The sequence below is a fragment of the Streptomyces sp. NPDC093600 genome, assembly GCF_044764755.1.
Lineage (GTDB): Bacteria > Actinomycetota > Actinomycetes > Streptomycetales > Streptomycetaceae > Streptomyces.
On sequence record NZ_JBIWIU010000002.1, the window covers coordinates 237,594 to 253,581 of the forward strand.

Genomic DNA, 15,988 nt, shown 5'->3' on the forward strand with positions numbered 1-15,988 from the left:
GACGTGACGACTCGTTTAAGCGCGTGTTCAGGAGTCGAACGCCCCCGGGTGGATCTGGTCCCGGGTCGCCGCGTACTGCTGCCGCACCGCCTGACCCAGGGCCAGTTCCTCGCCCGGCTCGAAGACCTGGGCGACGGCCCCCTGCCAGGCCGGGGGAGCGGCCGGAGAGAGGGTGCCGTGCGAGACCCCGAGCGCCCACGCGGCCTGCCGGGCCGCGCCGAGCGCGGTGTAGTCCGCCGGCTGGGGTACGACGACCTGCGCGCCGAAGATCGCCGGCGCGAGGGCCTGGACGGCGGGCAGCTCGGCCGCCGCGCCGAGCAGGAACACCCGGCGCACCTCGACGCCCCGCCCGCGCAGCACGTCCATGGCGTCGGCGAGCGAGCAGAGCATGCCCTCGAAGGCGGCCCGCGCGAAGTGCTCGGGCTTCATGGACTCGCGGCGCAGGCCGCTGAGCGTGCCGGCGGTGTGCGGCAGTCTCGGCGTCCGCTCGCCCTCCAGATAGGGCAGGAGGACCAGGCCGGAGGCGCCGGGCGTCGACTTCAGGGCGAGCGCCGACAGCTCCTCCAGGCTCTCCGTGCCCAGCATCTCGGCGCTGCCGCGCAGCGCCCGTACCGCGTTGGAGGTGTGCACCACGGGCAGGTGCATGCCGGTCGCGTCGGCGAAGGAGGTGATCATGCCCTGGGGGTCGGCGAGCGCCTGGTGGTGCACCGCCATCACGGAGCCGGAGGCGCCGAGGGAGACGACCGCGTCGCCGGGCGCAAGGCCGAGCCCGAACGCGGCGGCCATCGTCTCGCCCGTTCCGGCGGAGATCAGCAGCCCCTCGGGGGTGGTGCCGGCGGCGTCGGAGGGGCCGAGCACCTCCGGCAGCGCGGCCTGGTGGCCGAGGGCCAGCTCGACCAGGTCGGGGCGGTAGGAGCCGGAGCCGGCCGACCAGTAGCCGGTCGCCGAGGCGGCGCCGCGGTCGGTGGTGCGCCGCACGGGCCGCCCGAGCAGCTGCCAGACCAGCCAGTCGTGCGGCTGGAGGATCATCGCGACGCGCTGGGCGTTCTCCGGCTCGGTGCGGGCCAGCCAGCGGAGCTTGGCGACCGGCTGACCGGCCTGCGGGACCGACCCGACGGCCTCGGCCCAGGCCTGCCGTCCGCCGAGGGCCTCGACGAGGTCGGCGGCGGCCACCTGCGCCCGCTTGTCGTTACCGACCATGGCGGGCCGCACCAGGCCGCCCTGCGCGTCGAGCGGCACCAGCCCGTGCTGCTGGGCGGAGACGCCGATGGCCTGCACACCTTCGAGGAGCCCGCCGGACGCCGCCTCGCCGAGCGAGAGCAGCCAGGCCTGCGGGTCGACGTCGGCGGCCTTCGGCTCACCGGGATGCTGGGCGTACCCCTGCCGCAGTACGGCTCCCGTGTCCGCGTCGCAGACGACGATGCGTGTGAAACCTGCAGAGCTGTCCAGACCGGCGACTATCCCCATGCGGGAGATTCTGCCGCACGTGGAGGAGTACGGGGACCGAGCGGGGGGTAAGGGACGCGTTTTCGAGTGCGCCGCCGAACCCGCCCGCCCGGGTGATCACCGGATCCTCAGGTGTTGCTGGTCCCCCAGTCGTCCTCGGGGGCGCTGGTGTCGACATGCCCGTTGTGCCGGCGCAGGGCGTGGACCCTGTCGCTGACCGACGCGGGCACCTTGTCGCTCATGACGTGCATCGCCTTGCCCGCGACCTCGCGCCCGGTCTGGGCGGCCGACTCGGCCGCGTTGCGCACGGCCGGGTTCTGGGAGAGATCCCGCGCCGTCTTCTTCATCTGCTCGTAGCGCTCGCGACCGGCCCGAGTGCCGATGACGTAACCGAGGGCCAGTCCCACGACGAACGTCAGCTTGTACCGCACGGCGGCACCACCCTTCCCTGGAGCTTCCCTGATGTCTCACTGGTGCCCACGAGGGCCCACGGCATACCGATTGGCGGAGCACCCCCCTGCTTGCGCTAATGTATGTGTCGCAGCGAACGAGCGCCGCCCGGGAAGATCCGGAGTGGGTACGTTCGGTGCAACCGCAGCAATCCCCTGTAGCTCAATTGGCAGAGCAGCCGGCTGTTAACCGGCAGGTTACTGGTTCGAGTCCAGTCGGGGGAGCGCGATCCCCTGTAGCTCAATTGGCAGAGCATTCGGCTGTTAACCGGAGGGTTGCTGGTTCGAGTCCAGCCGGGGGAGCAGAGAGAAAGAGGACCCTTCGGGGTCCTCTTTCTCGTCTCCGGGAACCATGCCGCGCCGGGGGAAGTCCTCATGGTCGGGCGTAGCCGACCATCCACAGCAGGAGATCGTATGAGCGGCTATGCTGCGGCAGACGGCGCGCACACATGTACGCGCCACGCCGTCAAGGGGCGGTAGCTCAGCCGGTTAGAGCAGCGGACTCATAATCCGTCGGCCGTGGGTTCGAGTCCCACCCGCCCCACCACAGCAGAAACGTCGTGACCTGCGAGAACGCCGGTTTCACGCTAGCGCCGGCAAGGCGTTCGCCCCACGATCGCCACACCGACACGCCGTACGGTCCCCCATATGGCTGCACTGTCGTGCGGCGGGCCGGCGGCGCCCGTGAGGCCTTCGACGACGGGCCGCTCGCGCCGCGAGCCTTCGACGACGAGACGCAGGCGGAACGTTTCCGCGACCTGGTCAACGGCCACGGCCGGCAATGGCGCCGGGGTGGGGCAACGGTGAGGGCTTGGTCGAGCCGAGCGAGCCGCCGGCGCCCGGACAGCGAGCGATTCCCGGACTATGCCCATGTCATGGTCCCGTGGTTCGGAGAGCTGTCCGTCTCCGAGCTGGGGGAGAAGCTCACCCGCGATCAGGTCAGCCAGTGGATCCTGGACCTCCAGAACGGCAGGCCCGGCCCCTCTGCACCCTCCGGGCACGAAGCGCTGCCCGTACGCGGTGGAGACGATCGCCGACCTCCACGGCATGCTCTACAGCATCCTCCAGTCAGCCGTGGACGCCGATCCGGCGCTGCGTGACTCGAACCCCTGCACTCACACCAAGCTGCCCAAGGAAAACGACACGGAGGACGATGAGGTCTTCCTGGAGCCCGGGGAGTACGCCCTCCTGTGCGAGCACGTACGCGCTGACGCCGTCGACATCATCGACGCGCTGGTGAGCACCGGCCTCCGGTGGGGCGAGGTGACGGCATTGCAGCCCCGGGGCTACACCTTCGTCTCCGAGCGGCCGACGCTCCGCGTGCAGCGAGCCTGGAAGCGACGGGGCGAGGGCGGGACGTTCCACGGCGCCCCCCCAAGACGAAGAAGTCGCGCCGGACCCGCGTGCTCACCCCGGAGCAGGTGCAGCTGTTCCAGCGGCTCTGCCGGGGGAAGAAGCCGACCGACCTGGTGTTCACCGCCCCGGAGGGCGGAGCCTGGAGGCGTCGGATGCCAGACGCCCTCGTCGACGGCATGGGGCACCTCGTCGCGGTGAACTGGGCGGCATCGTCGTCTTCGGGTGGGGGCAGGGAGCTGTGACGGCGGTCGCGGATGACGCTCAGGCGGCGCCGGGCTCGTCGAGCAGGGCCAGCACGGCAGCGGACTACCACAGGAAGCGGTCTTCGCTATCGGACCGGTTCACTCGTCGGTGGTCAGGTTGTTTTAGCGGATTGAAGTAGAGCCACTGCGGCGGCGGTTTCGGTTCCACCCGGTGTAATGGTCAGTGGCACGCCACTGTTGGCGTGATGATGTTCGGCTGTTTGGCCCCTCTTCGCAGTGCCCCCGACGGGATGGCGCACCTTCGTCGATACCTCTGTTTCAACCGAACGCAGTAGCTCGGCGTGCACATGGATGGCGGGACGTCCAGCCTCGTCCCATGGGCATACGACCATGGGTGGTCGTCGAGCCACCTGACCGACGCGGCTTGCGCCGGATCACCATCCACGGCAAGACCGTGGGGAGCGCCTGGTCCCTTCGCGAGTTGCGGAAGGTACTCCACGGCCTCGGCTACCCGGACGACATGGACCTGGACGATCGTGCGCGCGTTCACTGGCGTGGCGGCGACAGCGGAGTGTGGCCCGACGACAGGGGCTGGAGACGGCGTGCGGTCGTTGCCGTCATGCTCTCGGGGCTGCTCGGCTCGCTGGCGCTGCACGCCGTCATCGGCTGGTCGGACGCCCTCGGAGCACTCACCTTCGCGCAACGTCTGGTCGGTGTTCTGTTCCTGCTGGCAGGCGCGGTTCAGGGCATTGCCGTGCCCGCGGTCGTCGACTACTGGGGCCGCCGACAGGTGAAGCTGTCCGGAGCGCTGGTCCTTCTCGGAGTGCTCATGGCTCTCGCCACCACGAGCCTTCTCCTCTTCATTTGGCTTCAGGAGCGAGAACTCATACCCAGCGTCCTGGCCTTTCTTGCCTTGTGGCTCTGGTCCCTGTGGGCTCTCCACACCCTCATACGCGACAGGGTATGGAGGGGGATTCCACACCCCAGGAAGTTCGCGGCAGGGGTTACATTTACCGCGCTCCTGACAGCCACCAGCTTGGGTTACTCGATTCTCTATCAGCCCATTGCCGCCCCCCTGCACTTTGTCCTGAAAGTGGAATTCGGAAAACCGCAGACGGACGCCGATTCTCCCTACGTCCACGTCCCTCTCAAACTTTACGCGAAGAACGCCGGAGGGATCCCGGTCTACCTTGTCGTCGACGACTACACGGTCTACGGACACTCGGCCAAGTTCTCCGACTCAGGCCAGGGAATGAAGGAATGGAAAGGAGATGAGGATGGCGGGTGGTATGCCACAGAGGCAGAAAAGTTCGTGAGCAACGCCGAGGGCGAGATCATCGGATCCGGGCAGTTTCAGGGCCCTGGGTCGACACTGGACGTCGGGGAGGAGTTCAAGAAGGAGAAGGTGATCACGCTCCCCAAGGACACCAAGTACGAGACACTGGACGCCCATCTTAGCTTTGCCGTCCTGAGGGAGGACCGTGGGAAGATCGACGAAGAATTCAGTTATCCCAAACTCTCCTGGATGAAATCGGAAGGGAGATACTACTGCCCACCCGACGGATGCGGCGAGCACGTCATACACCACGGCAAAGTGCGCTACAACAGCAACTTGATCAACATGACCAGAAAGCCGCGATACGTGGCGGCTTTCTGGTCGCCGGAGCAGGAGCCAGACGTCTTTATCTCCTCGTTCGACTTCAAGACCCAGAAGAAGACTGAGTCGATCTACGACATATATGAAGCCCTTGACCCCAGAGAAGTGAGCATAGAGGCCGAAAGGTACGGCCTCGTCTGGACCTTCGTCAATTCGAATGTGTCCGTCAAGGGACTACTGAACCAGTGACGCTCGGAGGGGCTTGTTGGTGTAGGGGGCGACGGCTGGCCGGTGTGTTGCTGATTCATTGAGAGGCGGGGTGGCTGGCTTCAGGTGGGGAGGCCGGGGTGTGAGAGTTGGGGTTGTGCACTGGGAATTCCCGGGCTGGCCCGTACGGCACAGGCGGCACCCACCTGTGATCCCGGTGAGACGTGTTACGTCATGTACGGGGACAGAAGGACCGGGAGTACGTGGTTCCCAATCCCGGACACTTACTACTGCTATCGGCTGTCCCGTATACGGCTGTGAGCTGGGACGTCGGCTGGCGGTATTGTCGGCCGATGGAGTCTGAGAAGTCGAACGGGTGCCCGATTCAATGGCGGTGGGGCAGCTGCACAGAGTCTCGCGGGACGCCGGCTGGCGGGGGTCCAGCGGCCCGCAGGGTCATTGCTGCCATACACATTGAAATCGACGGCCCCAGGAGGTGTCGCCCGGCGCGAGGGTGACCTTCACCGTCAAGAACACCGGGACTGAGGCTGCCGATTTCTCTCTCCTGGCGCCCAATGGCGACACAGAGTTGACCGAGCAGGGCATCTCGCCCGGAGCGGCCGAAGAGACGAACGAGAGCCAGATGAACGACGACGGCACCTACACCGTGGTATGCACCCACTCCGGAACAAGTCCGATCCGTACGGAATTCAGCGTACGTTGATCAGGAGGCTGAGAATCGGTGCCCGACGGAGCCGGGCTCGTCAGAACCGGGCTGTCAGGGGCACAGGCCAGCAGGGCTTGGAACCATCAACGCACGTGCTTCCCGCCCAATCATTCGCCCGAACACTTGCCCCGCGGTGATCTGCCCACGCCCGGAGACCATCCGCCAGGCCCAGTCGCTGTTGACCGAGGCGATCGGACAAACTGACGTCGACGAGTTCGACGGCAACGAGTCCGAAGGCGGCCGTCGTCGGTCAGTTGGATACCGGGCGATGAGGGCCTGCTCCGTCCGAGCGGGGCGTTCCAAAGCTCGTCGGCGGAGCGAGTGCGCCGGCCGCGTTCGGTAGGGTTCCAGGGTGCTGACTGTCTGGTCGGCGCCTTCCTGGGGGGAATAGCGAGACGAGGGTTATGCCGGAGCAAGCGAGTCTGCCTGCGATAGCACCGAGCGAGCCTGTGGCCGCATCGGTCGAGGCGGCGCGGATGGCGGCGGTGCGCCGTTACGACATTCTCGACACCCCTCCGGACGGCGCCTACGACAGAGTCGCGGCGCTGGCCGCGCGTCTGTTCGAGGTTCCGGTGGCGACGGTGACGATCGTGGACGAGGACCGGATCTGGTTCAAGGCCACGCACGGCCTGGAAGGCGTCACCGAGATCGGACGCGATCCGGGCCTGTGCGCCTCGGCGGTGCTCACCGATGACACCACCGTCATCGCCGACACCCTGCTCGATCCGGTCGCCTGCTCCAACCCGCTGGTCGCCGGCCCGATGGGGGTACGGTTCTACGCCGCCGCTCCGATCATCACCGCCGACGGGTACCGGCTGGGCACGGTCAACGTCCTGGACACTCGCCCCCGCGAGATCAGCGAGGCGGATTCGGCCACGCTCGCGGACCTGGCCGCGGTGGTCCGTGACCAGCTGGAGCTGCGGCTGTCGGCGTTGCACGTCGTGCGCGCGGAGCAGGAGCGCCGCAAGGTCGAACAGGAAAAGCGCCAGGCGGAGGAAGAAGCCCGCCGGCGTGCGGAGCAGGACAAGGCGGCCATCGCCGCGTTCGCCTCCACCCTGCAGCGCACTCTGGTGCCTCCCGCTCTGCCCGCGGTGCCAGGCCTGGAGCTGGCCTGCCACTACAAGACCGCCTCCCCGCAGGAAGTGGGCGGCGACTTCTACGACGTCTTCCCCATCGGCGGAGGCCGGTGGGCGTTCTTCCTGGGCGATGTCTGTGGAAAGGGCGCCGAAGCCGCTACGGTCACCTCACTGACCCGCTACACGCTGCGGGCCGCAGCCCTCGTCGATGCCGAACCCACGGCCGCGCTGGAGGCACTGAACACGGCGCTGCTGCTGGACGCGGCGGTCGGTACCCGCTTCTGCACCGCCGTCTTCGGCCTGCTCGATCCCGCCCCAGACGGGGGTTTCACGGTCACGCTGGCCACCGGCGGCCACCCGCCCGCCTACCACCTCAGCCCTGCCGAGAGCGGCGGTGTGCGCGTCGAGGCGGTCCGTGCCACGGGCGGCATGCTGGTCGGCGCGTTCGCCGAAGCCGCCTTCGCCTCGCGCACGCTGCACCTGGCACCCGGCGAGGGACTCCTGCTGTACACCGATGGTCTGACCGAGGCACGCACCGCCGATGGTGACATGCTCGCCGATACGGGACTGACGGAGTTCCTGGCCCAGCGGCCTGCGCCGGTCAGTGCCGGCGCCCTGATCGACGACACCGTCGCGCTCCTGGACACCCTCCCCGACACCGAACGCGACGACGTGGCCCTGCTGGCCCTGTCCGTTCCCCCAATCGATGCCGTTCCCGCGGGCATCACCACCACCGCTCACAGCGCCGCCGCCCCGACCGCCGACGCCCCCGTCGGGCAGGAGAACCGACGCCCATGACCTACGCACTCCACATCGACGTCCCGCACACCGACGGCGCCCTGGCCGTGATCGCACTGTCCGGCGAATTCGACATCACCACCGCGCCCGCCGTGCGGACCCGCGCCCTGGAACTCATCGCGAACGGCCACCCGGACCTGCTCGCCGACCTGTCGGGCGTCACCTTCTGCGACTCCTCAGGACTGGGAGCCCTCGTGGGCATCTGGCGCTGTGCCAAGGACGCCGGCGGCTCCCTTACCCTGGCGGCCATCCCCGACCGGCTGAGCCGCATGCTCAGCGTCACCGGAATGGACACCTTCCTGCCCGCCTACCCCAGTACTGAGGCCGCCCTCGCCGCACGCCAGGGCAACCGCACCACCGCCTGAACAACCGCGTCACGCAGGCCAAGCACGCGTCGCGACCGGTGTACTGGTCGCGACGCGCGGTCGTCAGGGCTTCGGCCAGATGGCTGGGGCTGTTCTCGATCCACAGCAGCGTCCCCAGCGAGCACCCGGCCACCTGAGCGGCCCCCGACACCCGGAGTGCCTGGAGCCTCCTCACCCCACCGCTCTACGCCCGGCCTTGCAGGGCGAGCCGAGCCCTACTTCGCCGACACCCTCTGGCCCGACATCGTCCGCCGCGACCTGGACCGGTTGTGGCCCGGGGACTCTCGGGGCGGTGGGCCGGATGGCGGCGGCTCACCGCAGCTCCAGTGCTGAATCGATCTTCACCGGCGCATGGGGCCCCGTGATGGGCTGGGCGTGCGTGGGGCGCGACTCTGACCGGTGCGCGGGCGGTGGTCGCCCTCGACGAGGTCCGCACCGCTCACCGGCGCCGGCCGCGACCGGGGCGGGTGCCTGGTCCGCCCGGTGGCGGACTGGGCTGCCTGGAGCATGCGGCGAGTCACGGGCGCCGGCGGGGGGTACCGGCTGATCCATGACCTTGTCGGTGGAGCTGTTGCCCGAGTCGGCGCTGCGCGACGTGATCGGCCTTCTGGTCCGGCTGATCGAGTCCGCCGGCGCGCTGATCATCTTCGTGGGCGCCGTCTGGGCCTTCATCCAGTTCGTGCTGGCCGGTGTGCGCGGGCGCGGCCAGGTGGCCGGTTTCAACCGCATCCGTCTGAGCCTCGGTCGATTTCTCGTTCTCGGCCTGGAGTTCCAGCTCGCGGGAGACGTGCTGCGCACCGCGGTGGCGCCCAGCTTCACCGAGATCGGGCAGCTGGCGGCCATCGCCGCCATCCGGACCGCCCTGAACTACTTCCTCGGCCGGGAGATCGACAAGGAGCGGGCCGCGATCGAGCAAGGCGGCACATCCCTGCCGCAGAGCGCCAAGGGCATGCCGACATGACTCCGTGGCTCCAGACGGCAGCCGTACTGATCACCGCCGCAGGGCTGGTCTCCGCCGCGGCGGCCTACCGCCTCACGCGTACGGCCCGCCAGGCGCTGGCTGTCCTGCTCGACTTCCTGACCGCCGCCGGCCTGATCCGCCTGGCCGGCGAACCCTCCTGGAACAGCATCCTCCTCGCCGCCTCGATCATCGCCTTGCGCAAACTGCTCGGTGCCGGCCTGAGCCTGTCGCGCCCGATGACTGTCAGGGGAACGCGATGACCCCGGCGTGCGTACGCGGTACGTACGCACGCCGGGGGCTTTCGTGCCGTCGGCCGGGCGGCTGATCTCCCTGACCTTCCTGACCTCCCTGACCTCCCTGGTCACTCGATGACGAGCTCCACCTGGATGTTGCCGCGGGTGGCCTTGGAGTACGGGCAGTAGGCGTGGGTCTTCTCCAGGAGCTCGCGGCCCGGCTCGCCCTGGAGGTGGTCGGGGAGCTCGGCGCGCATGACGACCGCGAGACCGAAGCCGCTGTCGGCCTCGTCCTTTCCGATGCTGACCTCGGCGGTCACCGAGGCGTCCGTGATGTCGATCTTCTCCTGCCGGGCGATCGCACCCATGGCGCTCGCGAAGCAGGCCGCGTAGCCGGCGGCGAAGAGCTGCTCGGGGTTGGTGCCCTGGCCATTGCCGCCGAGGGCCTTGGGGTGGGCGAGGGGGAGGTCGATGTGGCCGTCGGAGCTGACGGCGCGGCCCTCGCGGCCGTTGGCGGTGGCGACGGCGGTGTAGATCGCGTTCATCGGTGACTTCTCTTTCTGTCCACGGGTGTGAGGTGGGTTCTGTCCACGGGTGTGCGGTGGGGTGCCCTGTCATTGATAGCGCACAATTGAGTTGTGCGCAATTGAATCGGGTATCGCGTAACCTGGAGGCATGGAGACGCTCGACACGGCCCGGGACGAGGACTTCCTCCGGCTCGACCACCAGATCTGCTTCTCGCTGCACGCCGCCACCCGCGCGTTCAACGGGATCTACCGCGGCGCCCTCAAGGAGCTCGGCCTCACGTACCCCCAGTACCTGGTGATGCTGGTGCTCTGGGAGTACGGCGAGCTGCCGGTGAAGGGGATCGGGGAGCGTCTGAGGCTGGACTCGGGCACGCTGTCCCCGCTCCTCAAGCGGCTGGAGGCGGCCGGGTACGTCGAGCGGCGGCGCAGCGCCGAGGACGAGCGCTCCGTCACCGCCCGCGTCACCGCGAGCGGAGCCGAGCTGCGGGAGAAGGCCCTCGGCGTACCGCGACGGATCGCCGCCGCGACGGGCATGTCGCTGGAGGAGATCCGCGCGCTGCGCGCCCAACTGGCCGACCTGGCCGCCCGCCTCGACACCGTCGACCCGGACGACCTGACCGCCTGCGGATAGGTGGATCAGAGGGTCCGAGAGCGAGAAAAAGGTAAGGACCTTAGGTCGCATACGCCCCTATACTCCCTTCCATGTCCTCCCTCTCCCTCCGGCGCGCCACCGCCGACGACTCCCAGCGGCTCACGCGGCTCGTCCGGAAATCCGGCGCCTACCGCGGTGACTACGCCGTGATGGTCGACGGGTACGCCGTCGGCGGCACGTACATCGAGCACCACCGTGTGCACGTCGCCGTCGACGAGCGCGACCGGGTGCTCGGGTTCTACGCCCTGGTCCTCGGGGACGACGGCGAGGCCGAGCTCGACCTCGCGTTCGTCGCCGACGACGCCCAGGGGCGCGGGATCGGCCGGATGCTCATGGAGCACATGACCGGGGAGGCCCGCGCGGCCGGGATCCGCTCCGTCAAGGTGGTCGCCCATCCGCCCGCCGAGGACTTCTATCTGCGCACCGGCGCCCGCCGGACCGGCACCGTCGAGCCCACCGGCAGGATCTACTGGGCCAGGCCCGAGCTCCGGTTCGACGTCGCGTGAGCGCCCCCGCCCCCGCCCCGGCACCCGCGCGCCGACGGCTCTTCGCCGACCTCACGCCCCTGCGGATCTCCGCCGACTACCGGCGCCTCTGGTTCGGCAACACCATCTCCTGGGTCGGCCAGGGCATGACCGCCCTCGCGGTCTCGCTCGAGGTGTACGACATCACCCGCTCGCCGTTCTCCGTCGGTCTCGTGGGCCTCTTCTCCCTCGTCCCGCTGATCGTCTTCGGGCTGTACGGCGGTGCCATCGCCGACACCGTCGACCGCCGCAAGCTCGGGCTGTTCAGTGCCACCGGCTCCGCCGTGCTCTCCGCAGCGCTCGCCACGGCCGCGTTCGCCGGGTTCCACCGGGTCTGGTTCCTGTACGTGATCGTGGCCCTGCAGTCCGTCTGCGCCGCGCTCAACTCGCCCGCCCGCACCTCGATGATCCCCCGGCTGCTGCCGCCCGAGCAGTTGCGCGCCGCCAACGCGCTCAACTCCATGACGACGACGTTCGGCACGCTCGTCGGCCCGAGCCTCGGCGGCCTCATCGTCGGCGTCGCCGGCTACCAGACCGCGTACCTCATCGACGCCGTCGCCTTCTTCGCCGCGCTCTACGCGATGTGGCGGCTGCCCGCCATGCTCCCCGACCGCACCGGCGCCATGGGGGCACCCCCGGCCGAAGGCTGGGGGAGGGCCTCCGTCCTCGACGGGCTGCGCTTCCTCGCCACCCGCCCCAACCTGCGGATGACGTTCTTCTCGGACTTCTGCGCGATGATCCTCGCCCATCCGCGCGCGCTGTTCCCGGTCGTCGCCGTGGTCTGGTACGACGGCGACGCACGCACCACCGGACTGCTCGCCGCCGCCCCCGCGGCCGGGGCGCTCCTCGGCGGAGTCCTGTCCGGCTGGCAGGGCCGCATCCGCCACCACGGTCAGGCCATCCTGCTCGCCGTCGCCTGCTGGGGCACCGCCATCGCCGTCTTCGGCCTCACCCGCGAGCTCTGGCTCGGGCTGGTCCTCCTCGCCCTGGCCGGCTACTCCGACACCGTCTCCATGATCTTCCGCAACACGATGATGCAGGTGGCGGCCCCCGACGAGATGCGCGGCCGGCTCCAGGGCGTCTTCATCGTGGTCGTCGCGGGCGGCCCGCGGCTCGGCGACTTCCTGGCCGGCTCGGTCGCCGACCTGACCTCGCCCGCCGTCGCCATCACCGGTGGCGGAATCGCCTGCGTCCTCGCCGTCGGTCTGCTCGCCCTCTGGGGGCGCGGCTTCCGCCGGTACGACGCCGTCAACCCCACGGCCTGAACGGGGGATGGCTGACCGCGGGTCAGCTGTCCGTACCTCTCCGCACATCCGCGCCTATCCGCACCTGACGGCCTCGACCTGACGGGGGGACATACGGGCCGGTGTGGGTCTGGAGGCCCCGTCCGGAGAGGGCGCGACCGGGCCACACCCCTCGTACGGACCATCCTGTGCCCCTATCAGCCGCCAGCGTTTGCGGCCGAGTTGTGCCCCGGAGAGGCTCCGAGTGAGCAACCCCGCTCGTCAGGAGGTTTCCATGCGTAAGACCATCGCTACGTTCGCCCTCGCCGCCGCGGCCGTGTTCGCCGGTTCCGGGACGGCCCTCGCCTACGACGACCCCGACTTCGGCGGCACCGAGGTCACCGTCGTGAGTGTGGATCACACGATCGTCGTCTGCGGCGACTTCAGCGAGTGCGAGGGCGACGAGGGCTGAGTCCTCGCCGCACGGCCGGGAAGCCCCCTCACATCGAGGGGGCTTCCCCGTGTCCGACGATCCCCCGGACCACCCCCAGCTCCACCAGGTCCTGAGGGCGCAGCCGCAACTGGTCGGCGGTCGCCGGGACGTGGGTGGCGTCGCGTTTGAGGATCGCGGCGGCGAGCTCGGGCGCGATCACCGAGAAGTAGCCGCTGGGTGTGGCCCAGGTGTTGCCGGGAGCGGCCAGGGCGAGAGCGCCACCGGAGCCGCCCTCGCCGATCAGGAGCGAGGTGACGGGGGTGCGGGCCTCGGCGATCGCGGCGAACGCCTCCGCGATGGCGGGGCCCGCCCCGGCCCGCTCGGCCTCGGCGTCGTTGGCGGCGCCGGGTGTGTCGATCAGGGTCAGCACGGGGATCCCGAGCCGGGCCGCGAGCCGGACGAGCCGGGCCACGGTCCGGAAACCGGCGGGCCTGGTCGCCGTACCGTCCTGCGCGGCGTAGGCGACGACCCGGCCCCGGTGGAGCCCGAACCCGCACTCCACGGCCGGGTCCACCCCACCGGCGCGGTCGCCGCGGATCACCGCCCGCTCGTCGAAGTACGCGTCCAGATACGCCCCGGCCCGGGGCCGTTCCGGGTCCCGCGCCCGCCCGACCGCCTCCCACCCGGTCCCGGGTGGTACCGCGCCGGCGAGAGCCCGAGGCGGGGGAGCGGGGGCGGGCGGGTCCGCCGAGGCCGGGTCGTGGCCGCCCGCCAGGAGGCGGATCCAGCGCGACAGCGTGCCCCTCAGCTCCTCCGGCGGAACGATCGCGTCCACATGGCCGTGGGCCGCCTGGTCCTCCGCCGTGTAGGCCGCCGGGTCGGCGTCACGGGGGCGGACCCGGGAGCCCGCGAAGGCGACCTGCGCGGTGGGGAGGGCGAGGACCACGTCCGCGCCGGCGCCCACGGTGGCCCAGCCGCCGCCCGTCGCGGGGTCGCGGAGGACCGTGACATGGGGGACGCGGGACTCCCTCAGACGTACGGTCTCGGCGGCCACGCGCTGAAGCTGCGTCAGGGCGACCATGCCCTCCTGCATCCGGCTGCCGCCCGTCGCCACGAGCGAGACCAGCGGAATCCGCCGCTCCCGGGCCGTGCGGTAGGCGGCGACCAGCCGGTCACCGGCCGCCAGGCCCAGCGAGCCGCCCAGGAAGCCGAACTCGAACGCCACCAGGACGCAGGAGCGGCCGCCGATCGTCGCCGTGCCGTGGACGACGGACTCGTCCTCCCCGGTCAGTTCGCGGGCACGCGCGCGTGCGGCGCCGTAACCGGCCCAGGCGAGAGGGCCGTCCGGTTCCGGCGGCCGCTGGATGCCACCCGGCGCGCCCCCGAGGTCGGGCCCGAAGGCCCCGGCGTCATCCGCTGCGTCAGCGCCGGCGTCGTGCCCGAAGCCGTCCGCGAAGCCGTCCGCGAAGTCGTCCGCGAAGTCGTCCGCGAAGTCGTCCGTGACCAGTGCGATCGCCTGACGGGCCGAGAGCCGCCCCACCGCCCCCGTCGGCTCACCCACGGTCGCTCCCCGGGAGCGCCTTCTTCAGGACCTTGCCCATGTCGTTGCGCGGCAGGGCGGGAAGGAACCGCACCACCCGGGGGCGTTTGTGCGAGGCGAGGAGGGCCGCCACATGGCCGGCGAGCTCCTCGGCGGCCGGGGGGCGCTCCGTGTCCGCCGGGACCACCCAGGCCACGATCCGCTCGCCCAGGTCCGGGTCCGGCTCGCCGGTCACCGCCGCCTCGCGCACTGCCGGGTGGTCGAGGAGCGCGTTCTCGATCTCTCCCGCGCCGATCTTGTAACCGCCGCTCTTGATCAGATCGGTCGCCTTGCGGCCCACGATCCGCACGGACCCGTCGGGATCCCGGACCGCCATGTCACCCGTACGGAACCAGTCCCCGTCGAAGGCGGCGGCCGTGGCGTCCGGCCGGTTCAGGTACTCCGTGAAGAGGTTCGGGCCCCGGACCTGGATCTCGCCCACGGTTTCCCCGTCGTCCTTCCCGATCTCCGTCCCGTCCTCCTCCACGAGCCGCAGCTCCATGCCCCGCAGGGGCGGGCCCACCGACCCGGGGCGCGGGCCGGCGCCCACGCGCACGCTCGTCAGCATGAGCGTCTCCGTCATTCCGTACCGCTCGACGACCTGACGGCCCGTCGCCGCCGCGATCCGCTCGTGGTCGCGGACGGGGAGCGCCGCCGAGCCGGAGACCAGCAGCCGCGCCCCGCGCAACGCCCGTACCAGCGCCGGGTCCTCGTCCAGCGCGTCCGCCAGCCGGTGGTACATCGTCGGCACACCGAACAGCATCGTGCCGCCGCCCTCCCCGAGCGCCTCGGCCACGCCCCGCACCGAGAACGTGCCCAGATGCCGTACCGACCCGCCGCGGCGCAACGGACCCAGAACGCCCAGGATCAGCCCGTGGACGTGGAACAGCGGCAGCGCGTGGACGAGGACGTCGTCCGCGGTCCACGCCCACGCCTCCTCCAGGGCGTCCAGCGAGGCGGCGATCGCGCGGCGGGAGAGCACCACGCCCTTGGGCGGCCCGGTGGTGCCGGAGGTGTAGACGATCAGGGCGGCCGACTCGGCCGACTCCGGCTCCACCGCCAACGGGCCCCGCGCCCGCACGTCCACGTCGATCCGGTCCAGGTCCGCGAGCCCCGGGGGCAGGTCGTCCTCCGCGCCGGCGAGGACCAGGCCGGGTGCGCTGTCACCGACGATGTGCGCCAGCTCCCGCGCGCCGGTGCGCGGATTGACCGGGACCGCCGGAACCCCGGCGAGGAGCGCCGCCACGACGGCGACCGCCGTCCGCGCCGTGGGCGTGGCCCAGACGGCCACCCGGCCCGCGTCCCTCAGCCGGGGAACCAGCGCACCCGCGGCCGCGGCCAGTTCGTCGTACGTCAGTGCGTCGGCGCCGCACCACAGCGCGGCCCGGCCACCACCGGCCGAAGCGACCGGACCGGCCGAAGCAACCGGATCGGCCGAAGGAACCTGGCCGGCCGAAGCAGCCGGGCCGGGCGGACCGGCCGGGGCGGCCGCGAGGGCCGGGAAGAGCGCGCTCATCGGTCGTTCTCCTCGCGTCGAGGGATGCCGAAAGCATTCTGCCCGCGCCTCCGGTCCGGGGCGCTGCGACCTTGCTCACCTCGGCCGGTCGCATCGCGCACTTGCCGCGCTCGCCG

At 70.6% G+C, this 15,988-nt stretch carries 16 protein-coding genes and 3 tRNA genes; 14 read left to right on the forward strand and 5 right to left on the reverse strand.

Annotated features, from left to right (window positions below; all coding sequences use genetic code 11):
- Window positions 1-27: 27 nt before the first annotated feature.
- Together ACIRB4_RS06725 and ACIRB4_RS06730 are read right to left on the reverse strand one after the other, a co-directional pair.
- A complete protein-coding gene (locus ACIRB4_RS06725) occupies window positions 28-1,467 on the reverse strand; it encodes an FGGY family carbohydrate kinase (RefSeq protein WP_403288925.1) in 1,440 nt (479 codons plus the stop codon).
- Window positions 1,468-1,574: 107 nt separating this feature from the next.
- On the reverse strand, window positions 1,575-1,877 hold the full coding sequence (locus tag ACIRB4_RS06730) for a YtxH domain-containing protein (protein ID WP_403288926.1): 303 nt from the start codon (window positions 1,875-1,877) through the stop codon (window positions 1,575-1,577).
- A 170-nt stretch (window positions 1,878-2,047) separates the two neighbouring features.
- Between ACIRB4_RS06730 and ACIRB4_RS06735 the strand changes: the two genes are divergently transcribed.
- From ACIRB4_RS06735 to ACIRB4_RS06780, 10 genes are all read left to right on the forward strand, one after another.
- Window positions 2,048-2,120, forward strand: a tRNA-Asn gene (locus tag ACIRB4_RS06735).
- Between the two features lie 5 nt (window positions 2,121-2,125).
- Window positions 2,126-2,198: transfer RNA gene (locus tag ACIRB4_RS06740), tRNA-Asn, on the forward strand.
- Between the two features lie 167 nt (window positions 2,199-2,365).
- Window positions 2,366-2,442, forward strand: a tRNA-Ile gene (locus ACIRB4_RS06745).
- Between the two features lie 874 nt (window positions 2,443-3,316).
- Complete coding sequence (locus ACIRB4_RS06750) at window positions 3,317-3,493, forward strand: hypothetical protein (RefSeq protein ID WP_403288927.1); 177 nt, start codon at window positions 3,317-3,319, stop codon at window positions 3,491-3,493.
- 337 nt (window positions 3,494-3,830) lie between these two features.
- A complete protein-coding gene (locus tag ACIRB4_RS06755) occupies window positions 3,831-5,300 on the forward strand; it encodes a hypothetical protein (RefSeq protein ID WP_403288928.1) in 1,470 nt (489 codons plus the stop codon).
- A gap of 472 nt (window positions 5,301-5,772) precedes the next feature.
- The gene (locus ACIRB4_RS06760; protein WP_403288929.1) at window positions 5,773-5,982 is read left to right on the forward strand and encodes a hypothetical protein; all 210 of its coding nucleotides are present in this window, start codon (window positions 5,773-5,775) and stop codon (window positions 5,980-5,982) included.
- 452 nt (window positions 5,983-6,434) lie between these two features.
- Window positions 6,435-7,859 (forward strand): PP2C family protein-serine/threonine phosphatase, encoded by a 1,425-nt coding sequence (locus ACIRB4_RS06765; protein WP_403288930.1) that lies wholly within the window; start codon window positions 6,435-6,437, stop codon window positions 7,857-7,859.
- Window positions 7,856-8,224, forward strand: coding sequence for an STAS domain-containing protein (locus ACIRB4_RS06770; RefSeq protein WP_403288931.1), 369 nt, complete (start codon window positions 7,856-7,858; stop codon window positions 8,222-8,224). Before ACIRB4_RS06765 ends, ACIRB4_RS06770 begins: the two co-directional genes overlap by 4 nt.
- Window positions 8,225-8,774: 550 nt before the next feature.
- Complete coding sequence (locus tag ACIRB4_RS06775) at window positions 8,775-9,185, forward strand: DUF1622 domain-containing protein (RefSeq protein ID WP_403288932.1); 411 nt, start codon at window positions 8,775-8,777, stop codon at window positions 9,183-9,185.
- Entirely contained in the window at window positions 9,182-9,445 is a 264-nt protein-coding gene (locus tag ACIRB4_RS06780) for a hypothetical protein (protein ID WP_403288934.1), read from the forward strand. The genes ACIRB4_RS06775 and ACIRB4_RS06780 overlap by 4 nt, the downstream gene beginning before the upstream one ends.
- Before the next feature lie 101 nt (window positions 9,446-9,546).
- Here ACIRB4_RS06780 and ACIRB4_RS06785 read toward each other — a convergent pair whose 3' ends face one another.
- Window positions 9,547-9,963 carry an organic hydroperoxide resistance protein gene (locus tag ACIRB4_RS06785; RefSeq protein ID WP_403288935.1) on the reverse strand — a complete coding sequence of 139 codons (417 nt, stop codon included), beginning with the start codon at window positions 9,961-9,963 and terminating at the stop codon, window positions 9,547-9,549.
- Between the two features lie 130 nt (window positions 9,964-10,093).
- On the opposite strand from ACIRB4_RS06785, the gene ACIRB4_RS06790 reads away from it, so the two are divergent.
- The 4 genes from ACIRB4_RS06790 (at window position 10,094) to ACIRB4_RS06805 (ending at window position 12,816) form a co-directional block, all read left to right on the forward strand.
- Window positions 10,094-10,576, forward strand: a complete 483-nt coding sequence (locus ACIRB4_RS06790; protein ID WP_403288936.1) for a MarR family winged helix-turn-helix transcriptional regulator — start codon at window positions 10,094-10,096, stop codon at window positions 10,574-10,576.
- 71 nt (window positions 10,577-10,647) lie between these two features.
- The gene (locus ACIRB4_RS06795; protein WP_403288937.1) at window positions 10,648-11,103 is read left to right on the forward strand and encodes a GNAT family N-acetyltransferase; all 456 of its coding nucleotides are present in this window, start codon (window positions 10,648-10,650) and stop codon (window positions 11,101-11,103) included.
- On the forward strand, window positions 11,100-12,386 hold the full coding sequence (locus tag ACIRB4_RS06800) for an MFS transporter (RefSeq protein WP_403288938.1): 1,287 nt from the start codon (window positions 11,100-11,102) through the stop codon (window positions 12,384-12,386). The genes ACIRB4_RS06795 and ACIRB4_RS06800 overlap by 4 nt, the downstream gene beginning before the upstream one ends.
- A gap of 253 nt (window positions 12,387-12,639) precedes the next feature.
- Window positions 12,640-12,816 carry a hypothetical protein gene (locus ACIRB4_RS06805; protein WP_403288939.1) on the forward strand — a complete coding sequence of 59 codons (177 nt, stop codon included), beginning with the start codon at window positions 12,640-12,642 and terminating at the stop codon, window positions 12,814-12,816.
- A gap of 28 nt (window positions 12,817-12,844) precedes the next feature.
- Here ACIRB4_RS06805 and ACIRB4_RS06810 read toward each other — a convergent pair whose 3' ends face one another.
- The gene (locus ACIRB4_RS06810; protein ID WP_403288940.1) at window positions 12,845-14,338 is read right to left on the reverse strand and encodes a carboxyl transferase domain-containing protein; all 1,494 of its coding nucleotides are present in this window, start codon (window positions 14,336-14,338) and stop codon (window positions 12,845-12,847) included.
- Window positions 14,331-15,872 carry an acyl-CoA synthetase gene (locus ACIRB4_RS06815; protein ID WP_403288941.1) on the reverse strand — a complete coding sequence of 514 codons (1,542 nt, stop codon included), beginning with the start codon at window positions 15,870-15,872 and terminating at the stop codon, window positions 14,331-14,333. Before ACIRB4_RS06815 ends, ACIRB4_RS06810 begins: the two co-directional genes overlap by 8 nt.
- Window positions 15,873-15,988: the final 116 nt, after the last annotated feature.

Coding starts and splice junctions, on each gene's coding strand:
- ACIRB4_RS06725 (WP_403288925.1), bottom strand. CDS start 1,467: ATGGGGATAGTCGCCGGTCTGGACAGCTCTGCAGGTTTCACACGCATC.
- ACIRB4_RS06755 (WP_403288928.1), top strand. CDS start 3,831: ATGGGCATACGACCATGGGTGGTCGTCGAGCCACCTGACCGACGCGGC.
- ACIRB4_RS06770 (WP_403288931.1), top strand. CDS start 7,856: ATGACCTACGCACTCCACATCGACGTCCCGCACACCGACGGCGCCCTG.
- ACIRB4_RS06775 (WP_403288932.1), top strand. CDS start 8,775: ATGACCTTGTCGGTGGAGCTGTTGCCCGAGTCGGCGCTGCGCGACGTG.
- ACIRB4_RS06780 (WP_403288934.1), top strand. CDS start 9,182: ATGACTCCGTGGCTCCAGACGGCAGCCGTACTGATCACCGCCGCAGGG.
- ACIRB4_RS06785 (WP_403288935.1), bottom strand. CDS start 9,963: ATGAACGCGATCTACACCGCCGTCGCCACCGCCAACGGCCGCGAGGGC.
- ACIRB4_RS06790 (WP_403288936.1), top strand. CDS start 10,094: ATGGAGACGCTCGACACGGCCCGGGACGAGGACTTCCTCCGGCTCGAC.
- ACIRB4_RS06795 (WP_403288937.1), top strand. CDS start 10,648: ATGTCCTCCCTCTCCCTCCGGCGCGCCACCGCCGACGACTCCCAGCGG.
- ACIRB4_RS06805 (WP_403288939.1), top strand. CDS start 12,640: ATGCGTAAGACCATCGCTACGTTCGCCCTCGCCGCCGCGGCCGTGTTC.
- ACIRB4_RS06815 (WP_403288941.1), bottom strand. CDS start 15,872: ATGAGCGCGCTCTTCCCGGCCCTCGCGGCCGCCCCGGCCGGTCCGCCC.